This window comes from Arsenophonus endosymbiont of Crataerina pallida, from assembly GCF_964020125.1.
Lineage (GTDB): Bacteria > Pseudomonadota > Gammaproteobacteria > Enterobacterales > Enterobacteriaceae > Arsenophonus > Arsenophonus nilaparvatae.
The window spans coordinates 1,337,283-1,354,499 of sequence record NZ_OZ026540.1 but is presented as its reverse complement, the minus strand read 5'-3'; the positions used below and the strand labels follow the sequence as shown (position 1 = coordinate 1,354,499).

Genomic DNA, 17,217 nt, shown 5'->3' with positions numbered 1-17,217 from the left:
TATTTTATCGTTATTATTGAGCAAAAATGATGCAGAGAATAATTATCGGATTGACAGGCGCTAGTGGTGCAATTTACGGTATTCGTTTACTTGAAGTTTTACGTTCTGTTGCTGAGGTTGAAACACATTTAATTGTCAGTGCAGCAGCTAAGCAGACTATAGCGCTGGAGACCTCTTATCGCCTACGCGATGTTCTAGCAATGGCTGATGTTGTCTATGAAGATAGAGACATTGCTGCGGCGATTTCTTCTGGTTCATTTATTACCTCCGGTATGATTATTATGCCGTGTTCAATAAAAACGTTATCTGGTATTGCCAATAGTTATAACGATACATTAATTACGCGGGCGGCTGATGTGGTTTTAAAAGAGAAGCGTAAATTAATCTTGGGTGTCAGGGAAACACCTTTGCACCTAGGCCATTTGAGATTAATGATGAATGTCATAGAGATTGGCGCGATAATTTTTCCACCGATGCCGGCCTTTTATCATCAGCCAGAAACCGTACAGGACATTGTCGATCAAACTGTCAATCGAATATTAGATCAATATGGTATCACCTTACCACAAACCTTATTTACTCGTTGGCAAGGTGTTAAGTAATGGTCTCTTGCGACGTAGTTAACAGTAATGACTCTAATGCTTCTTTTAATTCAATATAGTGAAATTTAAATCCAGCTTCTTCAAGACGCTTTGGAATCGCTTGTTGCCCACCTAACATTAATGCTGCAGATTCGCCCATAATCGATTTAATAACAAATTCTGGCGTTCTAATCAGTGCCGGACGATTAAGTACTTCGGCCAGTATTGCACTGAACTGATCATTATGCACAGGGTAGGGTGAAGTAATATTAAACGCACCGGATAATGAAGGTGACTCAAGCAGGTAATTAATCGCATTGACGACGTCATTAATATGGATCCAGGGAATATATTGTTTGCCTTTGCCGATTGGCCCGCCTAATCCGGCTTTAAATATCAGTAACAATTTCTTCAGTACACCGCCTTCTTTCGCTAGTACCACACCGGTTCGTAGCAAACAAACGCGTGTTTTATCACTTTCTGCTTCTAATGCCAATGATTCCCATTTTTGGCATAGTTGGTGAGTGAATTCGGCATGTGGCATATCGGATTCAGTGACAACGCTTTGTCCCTGATCACCATAATAGCCAACTGCTGAACCAGAAATAAACGTTTTTGGTGGTTTTTTACTGTCTTTGATCAGTTGGCTTAAGCGTTCTGTCATTTTCCAGCGGCTTTCACACAGAATTATTTTTTGTTCCTTAGTCCATGGTTTATTTGCAATAGGTTCACCGGCAAGATTGACAATGGCATCGAAACCATCAAGATTATTAATCTCATTTAAGCTTGTCAGACAATCAACATGTCGACCAAATAGGGTGTAAACTTTTTGGCATAATCGACTCAATACGGTGATAGTATGGGAATGTATAACCAGTTGTTGAACAAGTTTTGAGCCAATTAAGCCGGTACTGCCAGTAATAAAAATCCGCATTCTCACTCCGTGGTTTTCGATAATGATATAAGTAATTATAGTATTGATATTTAAAGAAACAGCAGATCATTAGACTGTGAATACAATCAATAAACTGGCCAGTAAAATTGTCGCCGATTTGTTGTTTAAAAAATTTCATTAAATATGGCTAATTAATGTTATTTAACACTTTAAATGTTAATTTTTGGTTAGCTCATTGATTAATTAAAATTAAAAAATGAAATAGTGAGTTATATAATAATCATGTATTTATATTTCTTGTAAGACTGTTAAATCAATGCTAAAAATCATATTAGCTAAGCTTATTTATTTTAATTTTTTATGAAAAGAGATTTATATTCATCAATAAATTAATTGTAACAATAAGTTGTTATTTTACAGATTGTTAATATATTAAAAGTAAAGGTAGGATAATAGCAATATTTTATTAATTATTGTTGATGTTAGTTGTTATTTATAAAAAAACCAGCCGCTAGATAAAAGTAATTAATATTAAAATGGCTAATATATATCAGTAAATTTTCATCGTTTTATTTGCGGCTAAAATTAGTATATCTTGTTTTTATATTTTGCTAACTTAATCCTTATTATCATTTTTGCTTTATATTATAAAAAGAATTGATGTGATTTTATGAGTAATTTAACTGTTAATTTCAACTATCCCTAGGCTCAGCGTAAAGCCTTTTGTATCTGCTAATAACAGGCTATGCTTATTTAAGCTGTAGTAAAAAAACAGGGTGCAAAAAGTGCGCCAATGGCTATCTAATTAAGACTTAATTTGCATCAGCAAGTTACTGAGTTTAGACTCAAGTAAACAGATTGATGACCGCTTAAAAATTAGAAAGGTTCAAGATGGGACGAGTAATAAGCGAAGTAGTCAATGCAGAATGGATTGATATTGTTGACGATAAAAATAAAGTGATTGCTCAGGCGACACGCCAGCAGATGAGAGCAGAGAATTTGTGTCATCGTGCAGCTTATATTATTGTGCATGATGGTATGGGTAAAATTTTGATCCAACGTCGTACTGAAATGAAGGATATTTATCCTGGTTTACTTGATGCAACCGCTGGCGGTGTTGTTACCAGTGGTGAAGGTATGCTGGCAGCAGCCAGGCGAGAGGCAGAAGAAGAGTTGGGGATTGCCGATGTACCTTTTGCAGAGCATGGGCTTTTTTATTATGAAACAACACAATGTCGGGTGTGGGGTGGTTTGTTTAGCTGTGTCAGTCATGGCCCGTTTGCATTACAGGAAGCGGAAGTGGAATCGGTTTTTTGGTTGACGCCAGACGAGATTAATGCCCGTCGTCATGAATTTACCCCTGATTCACTGAAAGCCTTGTCACTTTGGTTAACCCGCAATAATAATGAATCGCAAAAAACCAAGTTATGCCAGAAAGTTGATTAGCTATTTTATTAGCAATCATTATTGTTGGTTACAAGCTAAAATACATAAAATTTTGTCATTTAAGGCTAGTATTAGCATAATATTTATTTAGATGTGACTGATAAAGCCGATATTAATAAAATATCCCTTGATGCAATGAAATTGCACCAAGGGTTTTAATTGATTAGTTAAATTTTTTAACTACATCAAGCTCAAGGAATAATCTCACCATAAATATATTTTTTAATATAATGATCTATTTTATGTGCTCTGTATAACGTCTGATATTGACGGGAATTTTCTATTTTTTGTGATACATGAAACTGACTGTTATAATTTGAACTAATAAATCTAGCTTTATCAAATTCATCACTGGCAACTACATCTTTAATGACGAATTTCGTATTGGGTGCAAAAAGCACTTCATCTTCTCCTGGAAAGCTGGCTGATGGCGCAATCCAGCGACCATCATCCAAATCGTGAGCTTGCAAAATTAAAAGATGGGTGTTCAAAAATGGTCTGCTAACGGTTGTGCTGGTATAACTTTTCTGCTCAATAACACTCTACCAATGGTGGTATATTGGGTTTCATCCTGTGCACCGCCTGGGTAATCAAAACCTACTCCGCGAAAAACTACGTTGCCAAAATTTTCATTTGATGGATGTTTTTTTCGGGAAGATTCGAGAGTGGTATTAAATTTTGCTACTCCGGTTTCCAGTGACTCTTTGCCGATAAAACCGATTTTTAAGAATTTATTTTTGTTAAGTACTTTTTGTAGCTTTTTACTTTCGCCTGACTCTAAAGTTCCTCTGGCATACTGATTGATAAGGGTATAACTATGAGCTGTATATAGCTTTACGGCTGATACTTCTTGAGCTGTTAATCCCAGTTCCTCAGATGACGGCAGTGGTGGTAATATTCTATTTTGCTTATTATTAGGTAAAGAGAATATCCGTGCAGCTTCCTGATGTCCATGTTCACGAAAGATAGATACAGTTTTTTCTAGCTGCATTTGATAAGTAGGCGCCATGCCCTCAATATCATGCAGTGTCACTGGATTATTTCTGACCATCCGGTATAGATTTAAGCCATCTACTGTTCCTGCTGGATCAGCACTTAACCATCGGCCCGCCCATGGTTGGTAATAGCGATAACCATAGTAGTATAATCCTGTTGCATCACGTTCCTTGCCTGAGTAGCGAATAATTTTGTAGTCCGCTTCAGTTTGGTTGCGGGTTGACCAGATTGCTGTTCCGCCATATGGATAATACTCTTCCTGACTAATAATATTGCCGGCATTATCTACTTCTAGTATTGAGCTACCAATAAGATCATTGTAACTGTACCTTATTTGATTATTATTGATAACCGTCGGTTTTCCTTTCTCCCAATGCAGTACGTGCACTTGACCTCGTCCTGCTTGGCCGATTTTAATAACGTGTAAATTTTCTTTTTGTTCTTCCCCATTTTGTGTAGTACGTAACTCTAGTGTTGGCAGATAAAGCACAGACTGTGATTAAAAATGGTTTGCTATTTTTATTACGGCGGTTTTTAGTACCCGTTGGTTGTTGGCATCATAGCGATAGCTTTCATTATCATCAGCAATTCCGTCATCGGTAATTGGGGTTACTAATTGTAGTTCGCCTCGTGATGTCCAGAGTAGATTTTGGTTTAACTGTAGCTGTTTTTGATATCCACTCGGCGTGAATAGTGCATCTACATCGGCTGGATTTTCTGTCAATGTACTCAGCAAGGCTCGATTGCTGCGATCACTGACGGTGATGTTTATGGTGTAGTTATTATTAGTCGCTGGATCAGTGTGTCTTATTTGAAATAGATTACCGCCGTTATCGTAGCTATAAGTGCGTGTATAGTTGCTGTATACAGCATCATCTGCTAATGGAAAACGGGTCATACTCTGCTGCGTAATATTAGCCATCTCACGTCCAGTCGCGTAAACCAGCTGGTACAAGCTATCATAGCTATAAATGCTGTTAGGTACGACTTTCTGATTACGCCAGAAACGGGTTTCTTCGGCATTATTGCTGATATTGACAACATTGCCTACCGGATCATAGGTGTAACGTAGATCCTGCAGGATTTTGGCACCGGCAGGATGCCCAGCGGGACGCTCAGTTTTAATTGCAATAAGCCGTTGTGTCTCTGGCTCGTAGTTATAGGTAGTCACTACGCCATTGCCGTGTTCTTCTATCGCTTTCTGTCCATTAGCAGCATAGGCAATTGATTTCACAATGACTTGTTCGGTATTTTCTTTAAGTGTTACCCAGCTGCTTTTTAGCATACCGGTTACATCGTAGGCCATCCGTTGTATATTATCTGCAGCATCTGTGCTGGTGAGTATTTTACCCGTTGCATCGGCAGTAGTTTGAGTAGTGTATTGCTTTTCGTCCAGCAAGTTGTCCCAGTCCGAAACATCTTCACCTTGCTAATCAACGGTTGTTGCTATGTCATTTGCGTTTTTTAGTAAGCAGCGAGTGATAGATAGCAACATACTACTTATGGCAATACTATTCGTTTTATCTAATCCAGCAGTATCATAATGGCGAGTGCATTGATTAGCTAAGTTCTGCTCTTTTTCTGCTTCACTATTACCGTCCCAAACTAAGCGCTCGGTAATGCGTGATGTTCCATCCGCAGCCTGTTCAGTGACACTTAATAAGTGGCCCGGTAAGGAAGCATCCTCATACTGCCAAGTACGAGATAGGATATTAGTACTGTCATCATCATTAAAATCATTGATATTCAGAAATGATCGGTTGGTGACATCATTTAGGGTGATAGTATTAACACTATCCACGCTTTTTGTTTGCAAGACCTTACCACTCAATGTGTTCTGGTAGGTAAAGTTTGGTTTGATGTCGCTATCTACCTGCTGAATATCATATAGTCGAGGGTCTATGCTTTGGATTAGAAAGCCATGGGCATCGTATTGATGGCGGGTAATACGTGTTTCCGTATGATCTGGTAAGTCTGGATGACGATAGTATTGTATATCACGAATGGTTAAACGACGATTGTCGAGAACTGTTATCGTCGGGGTTTTACTGAATAGTGACGTATTCATATTGTTCTCCTATAGGTGTTTTATACAATCACAGACTCTATCTTAAGATGTTAAATCTGCGGCCGTATCATTTTCATCTTCACTAACCGTCAACCAAGGATAGTATTGTTGGCGTCGCTGATAGCCTTTAGCGGTAACCGTTCTTGTTTCTCGCCCTAGCGGATCATAATAATGGGTGTCGGTATAGTAGCTATCACGACCACTATCATCGAGAATATAATGCCAGCTATTACTGAAAAAAGGTTGATATTGGCGGACAACTAAGCCCTTGTTATCATACTCTACTCGACCGGTTACTGCCCATCGTGAGCTGGTGAGAGCCTGTTTTGCCTTACCGAGTTTATTTTTGGCTAAACGACCATCTTTGGTCACAATATAAGCATCACCAGCGGGTACCCGTAATGCAGTTTGCAGAGACCTGCCTGCGCCATCAATAAAGTTGATCTGTTGTCTCTGCTGTTGTTGCTCATCAGGATAATAACGATCGGTAGTGACAGTTAAAATATAGGGCGGTTGCCTTTCAGCATCATCTGCTAACTGTACTTTGTCGACTGGCGTATTGCTATCACGTAACCAACGTTGGTAGCCAATAACATTAACATAACCTAGCTCATTGACAACTTGGTTATATTGATGCCGTGAATTGGTGACTGCTGAGACAAAATCTTTGGTTGCTGGTTTCATCCACGCTGTTGGCGCATAGAAGTAAAATTGTGCAACCGGCTGTGGTGTTGGCATGCTTAAAGCCGCGTCAATTGTGTCCGGTGGCATAAAAGGAACTTCATCGGGAGGCGGAAATCCGGCTGGCTGTCCTTCTTCTGTACCCCATATTCGACTGGAAGAGATGCGCCCAAAGGCATCAAAATCGACATAACTGATATTATCATTAATATCTTTAATACGATAAGGCATAAGAAAACGGTAATCATAATCCGCTTGCGTATAGAAACCAGCGGCATCAGTAGTACTTATTACGACGCAGTAATATTTATCCCATTGATAATTGGTTGCGCCGGTTAATAATGAGTGTCGCTGACGATAAGGATAATAAAAAGCCTTTTCATCATAATATTCACTATAGTTAAGTCGTGCTACCCAGATATCGGCAGTTTCTTCCCCTGGACGTGGGAACAGGTATTTGGTTTTGATATAACCCGCATTGGTTAAATATGCTTCAATTTGACTTGTGCTAAGTACTGGTTCAAATGCGAGCAAACTTTGCTCATCCAGTTCGGCCTGCTCAGTAAAAGCGACTAAAGCTTGGATTGTCGGGATTTCTACTAGTTTATTATCGCCACCCTCCAGGTAGTAAATTTTACTTTGTCCGGCATATTCTCGCGGTGTGTTTTCACTCAAAATACCATCAGGATTTAACAGCGATTCAAGCGAAAATCCTTCAGCTGGCAGATTACTGGCAGGTAAGGTGATCATATCTGTCCGCTGTATATCAGCAATATTTAATCGCCACTGTTCTGGTGTTTTTAAATTGTGATAGCGGATTTGATTTTCGCTAATGCGTAATAGTAGTTGTTGTGGATCGTAACTCTGCTCAAAAGCACCGTCTGGCAACCAGATGGAGAGAGGAATTATACTAATGGCTCGACGTGGATAGTTGATGGCAACATTATGTATTATTGCCCCATTATCATCAAACGCGAGATTAACGTTTTGGCTATAAAGCGGATCTTCAGCAATACGTTCATAATTGTAATCTCATTGCTCTAATGACATGGGGGCCATTGCTAAGCCGGTTTTGCTCGTTGTCACCGCCGGAATTTGCCTAACCTGATAACGGTAATAGGTAACGGTGTAAGGATTTTTGGCGTCAGCGGCCTGATCTAAACCATAAAGTTCACTGCGCAGTGGACTGCCTTTTAATGATCGATAAGCCCAGAATCGTTGCTGTTCATCCGGAGAGATAATTGGCACATCCTGGCCTTGCTGGTATTGGGTAAGACGGGTTTTACCGGCTGGAAACGCTTGTTTATCCCCTTGCCAGTATTCTGACGCATAAGCTGCTTGGTCATCGATATTGCCGATATGAAACCATTGTCTTAATAATGACGGCATACTACGTTGGTCGGTATTGCCTTTTGCATCTTGAGTTGAATCGATAATATCAAGTCGGCCAAAGCCACGGAATTCGCGCTCTATACCATCATACATACCATGCAAATAATCAACACTTTGACTAAAACAACTCATGGTAATTTCGTCAAGTTGGTTAATTTTATTGAGCAGCTGAATCGGGAAAGGGAGGTGGCTGGCATAGCTTTTATTTTGTTGAATTGCTTGCTGTTTTTCATCCAGCCAAAATTGCACCGAACTGCGATAGTAAAAAGTGGTATCGGTGCCACAATTATTATTTTGTTGATTGAGGAGGTAAGGTTTTTGGTTGGCTAAATCATAGCGCCAATGCTTTTGCTCCATATGCGGTATACTCAAGATCAAACTGGCGACGCCTAAGCCTTGGATATCTGCAATCCACAATTGGCAGGTATCATCATAAGCCACACCGTTTGGCAGCGGTATGGTTATCGGTGAGGCGAAGCTATTGCCTGACTGATTCATGTAAATCATCAGATGATCGGACATTAAATAGATAATATCGGTGGTGCCGGAGCCATCCAGGTCGGCTAAATACAGTTGTTTTGGATCAAAGCTGTCTTGCGGTTGTTGAAAGCCACTGAGCTGAATCGGGGCACCAAATAGACCCTGGCCAAGATTAGGCCAGCAGGTTACTTCATTATGACGAATGCTTATCAAATGTTGTTGGCCTGATCCTAATAGATCACTGAAGGCGACCAATTGGCGCTCATCTCTGCCAATAATCGGTAACTCGACAGACGCGGCTTGCGGGTAGTTGACTGGCGTGGCAAAACTTATCCGCTGATTGGCATAAAAACGCACACTTTTAGGGCCAATGAGAGTAATATCCTCTAATCCCGCACCGGTAATATCGGCAAATTGGGCTTGGTTATTTTGTAATTCGGTAGGAATAGCCTGTAGTGGAATAAAGTCACTCCAGCTTCTATCTGGTTGTTGGGCATAATAACCGCCAATATTGAACTGGCTGAAAAACCATTCCAGCCGTCCATCACCGTTAATATCCATTAAAGTGCCACCACTGAGCAGGGTGGGTATATTAGGTAATCGCTGTGCTGGCGAATAACGAATTTCATCGGTTTGCGGTTGGCCGCGTATTGGGTCACGGTAGTACCAGGCATAATTATCTTCATACAGAATGCCGGCAATACCTTCACCATAGAGATCAACCAGATAGTACTGTTGTTGATCTTTCATGCTATTAAATTCGATTAAGGGTTGCCAATTACCATTAGGTGGCAGACGAAAGGGTTGATAATCAAATTCAAGTGGTGGTAGTGTTAGAGAATTATTTTCATCATGAGCCAGTTGCCGGCAACTGATGAGTTGGCTGACAATTGCTTGTTGGTCATAGTCTAACTGTAAACGACGAACCAGCGTGGGTGAGGTGTTTTCGGCTGGTAAGCCTTGTAGTCTTTGTAGGTCATGAAACATTAATACTTGTTGGCACAGACGGCGGGTACGGATTTCAAAGCCATATTCGAAGCGGGAAAAAGGATCTTGTCGCATAGACCAGGCTTGTTGGGGCAGAAATTCAGGTGTTTGTTCGATTTGATTACTGCGTTCTCCGTAATCGAATATGAGGTAAAATAACCAATCTGTTGCTGGTGGTAGTGTGTCGGTTAAGCTATATGGTGCTGCATAGGCGCTAAGATTGCCGTAACTTACCGTCGTCAAATATCGTTGTGCTGTTGCTGATGGATGTTGTAGCCGCTCCTGCTCAGACGTTCCTTGGTCATTTTCCGCTTGATATTGATATAGAATGTGTTCTCCGGTCGGTGAAACCGACTCTTCCAGTAACCATACGGCAATGTGTTGCTGTTCTTTAGGGTCAAAAATTCTGGCATTAGCCGATTTACCTAAACAGTGGATCTGTCCATCGGGTGAGTAGATTAACCAAAAAGGCATTTGGGAAGATTCAGTTGCTACTGGTTGCCAATATTCGATCCGTTCGGCACCCGTACCGATACGTGATTGATATTGAGTTACTTGATAATTTTCGGCTAGTTTTATATTTTGCCAGCTATCTTTTTGATAACGGATCGGTTGACCTGCTTGATCAACGGCGATAACCAATACTTCATTATCTACACCAATAAAAGTATCGTCTAGATGATAAAGCGGCCGGCCATGACTGGTTTGGCGACGAATAGTGAGTAAAGGGGTATCCCATCCCAAGCCAAAGGCACTGTTACCGGAGCCACTATTATAATTTAAACTCAATGCAGGTGCATAACCACGTCCACTGGAAATAGGTAAAGGTAGTGTAATATGCATCATACCATCAGGGCCGGGTGTGCCAACGGTTTCTCCCATGCCTTGTAAGCTTCCGCCACCTTTTGGTAAGGAAAGGGGCGCAATGGATAATTTATCTTGATTATTTGGATTATCAGGCATTTTAAACTCCCATAAGGCCCTAAACAGGGCCTAACGAAATTAATTAAACGATACAAAATAGTGATTAACCGTTATCACGAATGGTGTAGCGAATATGCAAGATGATATCGGTTAGACTATTTAATAAGGCTTTTTGTTTTTCGGTCGCATTCGGGAATTGTAAAGTTAATCCTCCTTGATCTTCGATTGGGATCCCCTCAAAAGGCAGGTATTTACTGTCGTTAAAATCAAGTTGGAATTGGCCACTATCATTAACACCGCGAGAAATAGCGATGGCTTTACAGCCATTACTCAGTTGCAAATTACCTGTGTATTCCAGCACGGCTTGAATATCTTGATAGGGGCCAAGCAGAGCGGGTAACGACACACTAATTTGTTTGATGCGTCGCACGTTGCCAAGCTTGAGATCAGTGGGGTAATCTTCCGGCAGTTTTAGATCGGCAATTTTAATGGTGGCAGATAAGGTATTTTGCTCCAGACTGACTTTATTATCGTCATTGCCGATAGGGCCGCTACTTTCGCCATTGATCAGTTTTCGAATGGTGTCTCGTAAATCAAACCCGTTGGGCATATGCAGATAGAATTCAGCCAAAGACACGGTACGGTCAACATCAAGTATTATCATCCCCCTTCAATAGCAGAAATATTTGATATAGCTCTTGGTCATTAATGCCAAATGCTTGCTTCAGATTTGATTTAAAGACGTTTTGTGCCTCAGGTGCTACATCATAATCTTTATCGTCTGGAAAGAATTTTTGGCCATATAAAGGTGGATTATTAAACAGTTGGTCGTATTGGCTGAGCTGGCCATTAATGGCGGTTTGACTGATTTTTAAACCAGCCAAAATGCGCGCTTGCTGTTCTTCCAAGTTGAAAAATTGTTCATATTGTTTGATAAGCAAAATATTAGCCAGAAAATATTTATTAATATGATTGTTGAATTCTTCAACCAATTCAGACAGCGTAAGTGGCGTCAGCTGAGTGGTTTTGTGCAATAAAACAATTTTATGCACTTTTAGTAAATGTTCTTTAAGCTGCTTTTCCGTCGCATCTTTATTAGGTAGTAATAGTTCAAAAAAATCAGGCGCTAAATCGTAACGTTCTGCCAGTGCAACCGCTGTGGTGAGGGTTTGTGGTGGAATGGTGCCAAACACTTTTTGGTATTCAGCGTCAAGATTATCTGGAGTAATTTCCGTGGTTAATAGCGTGTAAATCGGCGGTGATATTTTTAAATCGGTACATAAGATAAAGGTTTCATCGGTATTGGCCGGACGATTTTCCGGCTGAATAAATTGCGCCAGCATGACATTATGGTTTTGTAAAACCTGCTGAATAACATCGGTGTAATAATAATAGGGGCCATCAGGATTTAACGTATCTTTAGCCAACGCGTCGAGAATTTTTTGTTTATCGTTATCACCGATTTTTTTGCCAATTTGGGCCGCTAGTATTTGATTGGATAAGGTTAGCGTGCTTACTGGTGTATCCATATTGTCCTGACTCAAAACCAGATCGGCTTAGTCAGGGCGACGATTGTCGATAAAATAGGGTGAATTTACCGGATGCAGTTTTTGTGCTTCGCGATAAAGTTTTACCAGATAAGCGGCTGGTGAAAACATGGACGCGATATCACCTTGATTGACAAAATCGCTATCACGATTGGGAATAAAATCGTTACTGTAAAACATGGCTTCGTCATACTGCAGTTGTTGCGCTTTTGCGTTGCTAAAATTTGTCTGTAATTGAGTCGCGACCAGATGTGTTGATTGTTTTGGAATGGCTTGGCGGGTGATTTGTTGCCGGTATTGAGCATTATTTTTTGCCTGGATCTTTTTGGCTTGGGCTAACAGTTGGTCACAATCCTGCAAACTTAATTGATTATCGGCAACTTGATAAAGTTCTTCTTTAGCGTAATCAGCTAGCTCACTGAATGATTTAATATTTAATTTATTAATAATATTCTTAATGGAATTTTCGTTAATTTGGTATGACATAAAACCCCCACTTATATTAGATGGCTCTATCGTTGTTTTAAAGAAAAGGAATATCTTTCGATGGAATATAAAAATCAGATGTGATTATTTATATTCATATCTTTTAATTTATTTTTATTGATTAGGATTAAATTTAAAAAAAATCATAACATACTTTATTTTTAAAGCTAGTATTTTTTATTTAAATTTATAATAAATATTTTTTAGTAAAATCAGTTAATTATGTGCTTCATGAATTTAGCTTGGTGATTATTTCTATTTTAAATTATCGCGGGAGTTCATTTTTATTAGAAATGAGCATTTAATAATAAGCAAAGGTTAAGTTGATTTTGGTTAATAATTTCTAATTGTAATTAAAATTAATAGATGATTTTTTATCATTAGTTGAAACGATTAATCTAATAAAGTTTTTTTGCATAGCTATTTGTTGATTCTGAATATTTAATTGAGTAAATTATTTATAAATCCTGTTATTAATTTTATAAATTTTTATTTTTTCAGGATTAAATTTCGTCACCTATATAATTATAAAATATAAGTTTATTTCGCTATGTTTTTTCACTATTATTGTTTTTTATCATGTTGATTTTTAATCTTTTTATTTTTTTGCTAGGAATTTTTTTCTATTGAAACGTTTCAGGTTATAACATTTAGTTGTGCTAATTTTTTATTAGCAACTTCTGTGTATATTTTTTAATTTGATTTTATTTTAAAATTTATAAATTAAACGTTTAATTCTAGCTATTGGAATTAAATAATAATTATAAAAATATATCATCTGATTTTTTAATAATTAATTTTATTTCTTATAAGTAATTATAATTTTTTAATTGGAAATAAATCCGTTAATTAACATTAAATATAGCATTAGAAAGGAATAATAATGAAAAACACAATGCAATATCAGCAGACAAGCTATCGAGGATGCTATCCATCAGACGAGAATGGCAAAGTAATAATAATGAATCCGGAGCGAGGTTTTAGATATGAAAATATGATTTTATTAAATGAAGATTTAATAAATCCCTTTTCCGGTGAAAAGCAAAATGGAAATGTTTTATTCGAATTATATAAAAAAGTAATTGCCGATGAATGTTATCAAATTGTTCAGCAATATATATATCTAACAGAATATATAAATAAAGATCTTGATGATAAAGCTATTGAGCTGATTAATTATGTCTTTTGCCAAGCGAAATTAGCCGGTGTTAAGCTGCTGGTTAGATTTGTCTATAAATATGCTAACCATATTCTGGAGCCCGAGGTAGAAAAAGTAAAACAACATATGCAGCAATTAAAGCCACTATTGGCCAATGGCGTAATATATGCCTTTCAATTTGGTTGGATTGGTACCTGGGGTGAGCAACACGGTAGCTGTTATCAAGATGAGGAAAAGCGTCAAATCTACCGTACATTTTATACCGATTTTATGCCGGCAAATAGAAAAGTAACCATGCGTTATAAGTCTAATCGAGATATGTTGATTAACTCACTTGGCCCATTACAGTTTAATGACCAATTTCGTATTGGTTTTAATAATGATTACTATACCTTAGATGCGCATAAATATGCTACTGGCAATGACTTTACTTGGCAAAGTGCAGTATAATAACGATCTGAAAAAAATTGGCGTAAATTCTATCTATGACGTTGAAATGCCTTACAGCGATGATGGCCGTGATACCTGGTGCCTTAATGCTATTCCTGCTGATTTTGGCTGGGGAACGATTTGGCGCTTTACTGAATTAGGCGCTTCAACTTTTAGTATTATACATAATTTAAATTTATGTATAGCCGCTTTACACAAAGCGGTTATGAATTTAAAACGGTTTGAAAATGCAGGATTTATCTGTGACCGGGATTATTTTGGGGATCAAACAAAGGAAAGTTATACCACAAGAAGTGCCTTTGAATATATTAGAGATCATCTTGGCTATAGGTTGACACTTGAAGAAGCGACTTACCCATTGTTTGTTAAAGTCGGTGATTATTTTGATTTAAAGTTTAGCCTAAAAAATTATGGTTTTGCCCGACCAGTAAACGTCAGGCCAATTGCTATTGTGTTACTCGATGAGCAACATGAGATCAAATGGCAGCTTTTTTTGCCTGCTGGTGCTGAGATGTGTGCTGCGGGTAGGGGATATACATTTAGTATTTCCTGTCAGGTTATTAATATAAAAAGCGGAAAACATTTGCTAGCGTTATGGTTACCCGATGAAAGTCCTATGTTAAGAGATGATGCCAAATATGATATACAATTGGCAAATGGGGGAAGTAATTTCAGTTTAATCGTTACCGATAAACATCGTTTTAATGTTTTCGCTACCATACCAGTTATTGAATAAAACTCAGCTAGTAAATTGAGGGCGTTAGCCAGTTTTTAGCTATTAATGTGTTTTCTCCATTCAGTTAGCGGTTAGTAAAACTTAATTTCATCGATTAAAGTTAGTTATTAATTAAGTGTTTAATGAATAAAAAAGCTGAAACACATCGTGTTTCAGCTTTTTCACTAGTGAGAAAAATCCATTATTTTTGATTTTGTGTTGCCTGAATAGCGGTGAGCGCAATGGTATAAACGATATCATCAACTAGCGCACCACGGGACAAGTCATTAACCGGTTTACGCATCCCTTGTAGCATTGGGCCGATAGAAACCAGATTAGCTGAGCGTTGTACCGCTTTATAAGTGGTGTTACCAGTATTGAGATCAGGGAAAATAAACACTGTGGCTTGACCGGCTACCGGTGAATTTGGTGCTTTAGATTTAGCTACATCGGCCATAATGGCGGCATCATATTGTAGTGGACCGTCGATCACCAGATCTGGCCGTTTCGCTTGTGCCAAACTGGTTGCTTCACGTACCTTGTCTACGTCACTGCCGGCACTGGAGTTACCGGTAGAGTAAGAGATCATCGCCACGCGTGGTTCAATACCAAATGCTTTGGCAGAATCGGCTGACTGAATGGCAATTTCCGATAATTGTTCGGCCGTTGGGTCTGGATTTATTGCACAGTCGCCATAAACTAATACTTGCTCAGGTAACAGCATAAAGAATATCGAGGAGACGATTGAACTACCTGGCGCAGTTTTGATTAGTTGCAACGGTGGGCGGATAGTATTGGCGGTAGTATGAACTGCGCCGGAAACTAAACCATCAACCTCATTTTTTTCCAGCATCATGGTGCCTAACACCACATTATCTTCTAACTGTTCGCGCGCAACAATTTCAGTCATGCCTTTATTTTTACGCAGCTCAACCAAACGCTCAACATAATTTTTCCGTACTGATTTAGGCGCCACAATTTCGATCCCCGCGCCTAATTCAATTCCTTGCGCGGCGGCAACCCGTTTTATTTCATCAGGTTCACCTAGCAGAATACAGGTGGCAATACCTCTTTCAGCGCAAATAGCCGCTGCTTTTACCGTACGGGGTTCATTACCTTCCGGTAGCACGATACGTTTATTAGCTTTACGTGCGAGCTCGGTTAATTGATAACGGAAAGCCGGCGGTGATAACCGTTTGGGTCGTTCAGAATCAGCAGTCAGTGAATTGATCCATTTTTGGTTGATATGTAAAGCAACATAATTTTGTATTTTCTCAATCCGCTCATGATCATCCGCATGCACTTCTAAGCTGAAACTTTGTAGACTTAATGAAGTTTGCCAGGTATTGGTATCTACCATCAGCACCGGTAAACCCGTTTCGAAAGCACGGTGACAGAGATCGTGTATCGGCTTGGCAATAGGGTAACCGCCAGTTAACAGTAACGCGCCAATTTCGATGCCATTCATGGCAGCTAGACAGGCAGATACGATAACATCAGGACGATCAGAAGAGGTCACCAGCAATGTGCCGGGACGAAACAGCTCGACCATATTGGGCACACTGCGGGCACAGAAAATAACCGATTTTATGCGCCGGGTTTGTAATGCGCCTTCATTGATGATAGCGGCATTCAGATGATTCGCAATATCGATACCACGGGTGGCTATCAGATCAAAATTCCACGGAATACAACCCAAAATTGGTAGCGGACAATTGTCAGCTAACGTTTTACTGTCAATTTTTGCGATTGTGGCTTTCGTTGATTCATCAAATATTTCTGATAAATCAGGACGGGTACGGCCATGCTCATCCACTGGTGCATTGAGTTTATTGATAATTACTCCAGTGATATTTTTATTTTGTCCACCACCAAACTCTGCGCGGGCTAACTCAATGCGCTCTTTTAACTGTTCTGGTGTATTGTTACCCAGTGCGGTGACAAAAATAACGTCAGCCCCCAGTGTCTTAGCGATATCGTAATTCAGCGATTGGGCAAAAGGGGGCTTACGGGTAGGCATTAAACCTTCGATCAGAATAACTTCAGCCTGCTGCGTATTGTCATGGTATCGCGCAACAATCTCCTCCATTAAAACATCTTTTTGATCATTAGCCAGTAGGGATTCAACATAACTCATTTTTAGTGGTTCAGCGACCTGAACACTAGAGTGGGAGCGTAATACTTCAGTTGTCTGATCTCTATTACCAAAACGGGGTTGAGTAATGGGTTTAAAAACCGTTAGACTAACCCCTTTTTGCTCCATTGAACGAACGACCCCTAAACTGACGCTGGTTAAGCCAACACTAATGTCAGTCGGTATTAACATTATTGTACGGGACACAAGTACCTCTTTAACAATTGCAAGATGTTCAACTCAGTACTGCCAATCAGTAGACTGACAGTTTCTAAT

At 39.2% G+C, this 17,217-nt stretch carries 9 protein-coding genes and 3 pseudogenes; 4 read left to right on the top strand and 8 right to left on the bottom strand.

Annotation, left to right across the window (positions count from 1 at the left end; translation table 11 throughout):
* The first annotated feature begins 29 nt into the window (after positions 1-29).
* Entirely contained in the window at positions 30-602 is a 573-nt protein-coding gene (locus AACL31_RS07000) for a UbiX family flavin prenyltransferase (protein ID WP_310509439.1), read from the top strand.
* Here the strand turns inward: AACL31_RS07000 and AACL31_RS06995 are convergent.
* Positions 595-1,515, bottom strand: a complete 921-nt coding sequence (locus AACL31_RS06995) for a TIGR01777 family oxidoreductase (RefSeq protein ID WP_310511421.1) — start codon at positions 1,513-1,515, stop codon at positions 595-597. The two genes, AACL31_RS07000 and AACL31_RS06995, sit on opposite strands and share 8 nt — an antisense overlap.
* An 852-nt stretch (positions 1,516-2,367) precedes the next feature.
* Here AACL31_RS06995 and yfcD point away from each other — a divergent pair.
* Positions 2,368-2,922, top strand: a complete 555-nt coding sequence (gene yfcD / locus AACL31_RS06990; RefSeq protein ID WP_310511420.1) for an NUDIX hydrolase YfcD — start codon at positions 2,368-2,370, stop codon at positions 2,920-2,922.
* Between the two features lie 191 nt (positions 2,923-3,113).
* Here yfcD and AACL31_RS06985 read toward each other — a convergent pair whose 3' ends face one another.
* The 6 genes and pseudogenes from AACL31_RS06985 to AACL31_RS06960 all read right to left on the bottom strand — a co-directional run bounded on the left by AACL31_RS06985 (position 3,114) and on the right by AACL31_RS06960 (position 12,483).
* A complete protein-coding gene (locus AACL31_RS06985) occupies positions 3,114-3,413 on the bottom strand; it encodes a hypothetical protein (protein ID WP_310511419.1) in 300 nt (99 codons plus the stop codon).
* A 515-nt stretch (positions 3,414-3,928) separates the two neighbouring features.
* Positions 3,929-5,986 (bottom strand): annotated as a pseudogene (locus AACL31_RS06980) (RHS repeat-associated core domain-containing protein); the annotation flags it as partial.
* A gap of 42 nt (positions 5,987-6,028) precedes the next feature.
* Positions 6,029-10,369 (bottom strand): annotated as a pseudogene (locus AACL31_RS06975) (SpvB/TcaC N-terminal domain-containing protein).
* A gap of 184 nt (positions 10,370-10,553) precedes the next feature.
* A pseudogene (locus AACL31_RS06970) lies at positions 10,554-11,105 on the bottom strand (phage tail tape measure protein); the annotation flags it as partial.
* Positions 11,101-11,979 (bottom strand): hypothetical protein, encoded by an 879-nt coding sequence (locus tag AACL31_RS06965; protein ID WP_310511417.1) that lies wholly within the window; start codon positions 11,977-11,979, stop codon positions 11,101-11,103. The gene AACL31_RS06965 and the pseudogene AACL31_RS06970, both read right to left, overlap by 5 nt.
* A gap of 27 nt (positions 11,980-12,006) precedes the next feature.
* Complete coding sequence (locus tag AACL31_RS06960; protein WP_310511416.1) at positions 12,007-12,483, bottom strand: hypothetical protein; 477 nt, start codon at positions 12,481-12,483, stop codon at positions 12,007-12,009.
* 883 nt (positions 12,484-13,366) lie between these two features.
* Between AACL31_RS06960 and AACL31_RS06955 the strand changes: the two genes are divergently transcribed.
* Positions 13,367-14,092: a DUF4874 domain-containing protein gene (locus AACL31_RS06955; protein WP_310511415.1), complete on the top strand. Its 726-nt coding sequence runs from the start codon at positions 13,367-13,369 to the stop codon at positions 14,090-14,092.
* Positions 14,052-14,828 (top strand): DUF4832 domain-containing protein, encoded by a 777-nt coding sequence (locus AACL31_RS06950; RefSeq protein WP_310511414.1) that lies wholly within the window; start codon positions 14,052-14,054, stop codon positions 14,826-14,828. The genes AACL31_RS06955 and AACL31_RS06950 overlap by 41 nt, the downstream gene beginning before the upstream one ends.
* A gap of 181 nt (positions 14,829-15,009) precedes the next feature.
* Here AACL31_RS06950 and pta read toward each other — a convergent pair whose 3' ends face one another.
* The gene (gene pta / locus AACL31_RS06945; protein WP_310511413.1) at positions 15,010-17,148 is read right to left on the bottom strand and encodes a phosphate acetyltransferase; all 2,139 of its coding nucleotides are present in this window, start codon (positions 17,146-17,148) and stop codon (positions 15,010-15,012) included.
* Between the last annotated feature and the right edge of the window lie 69 nt (positions 17,149-17,217).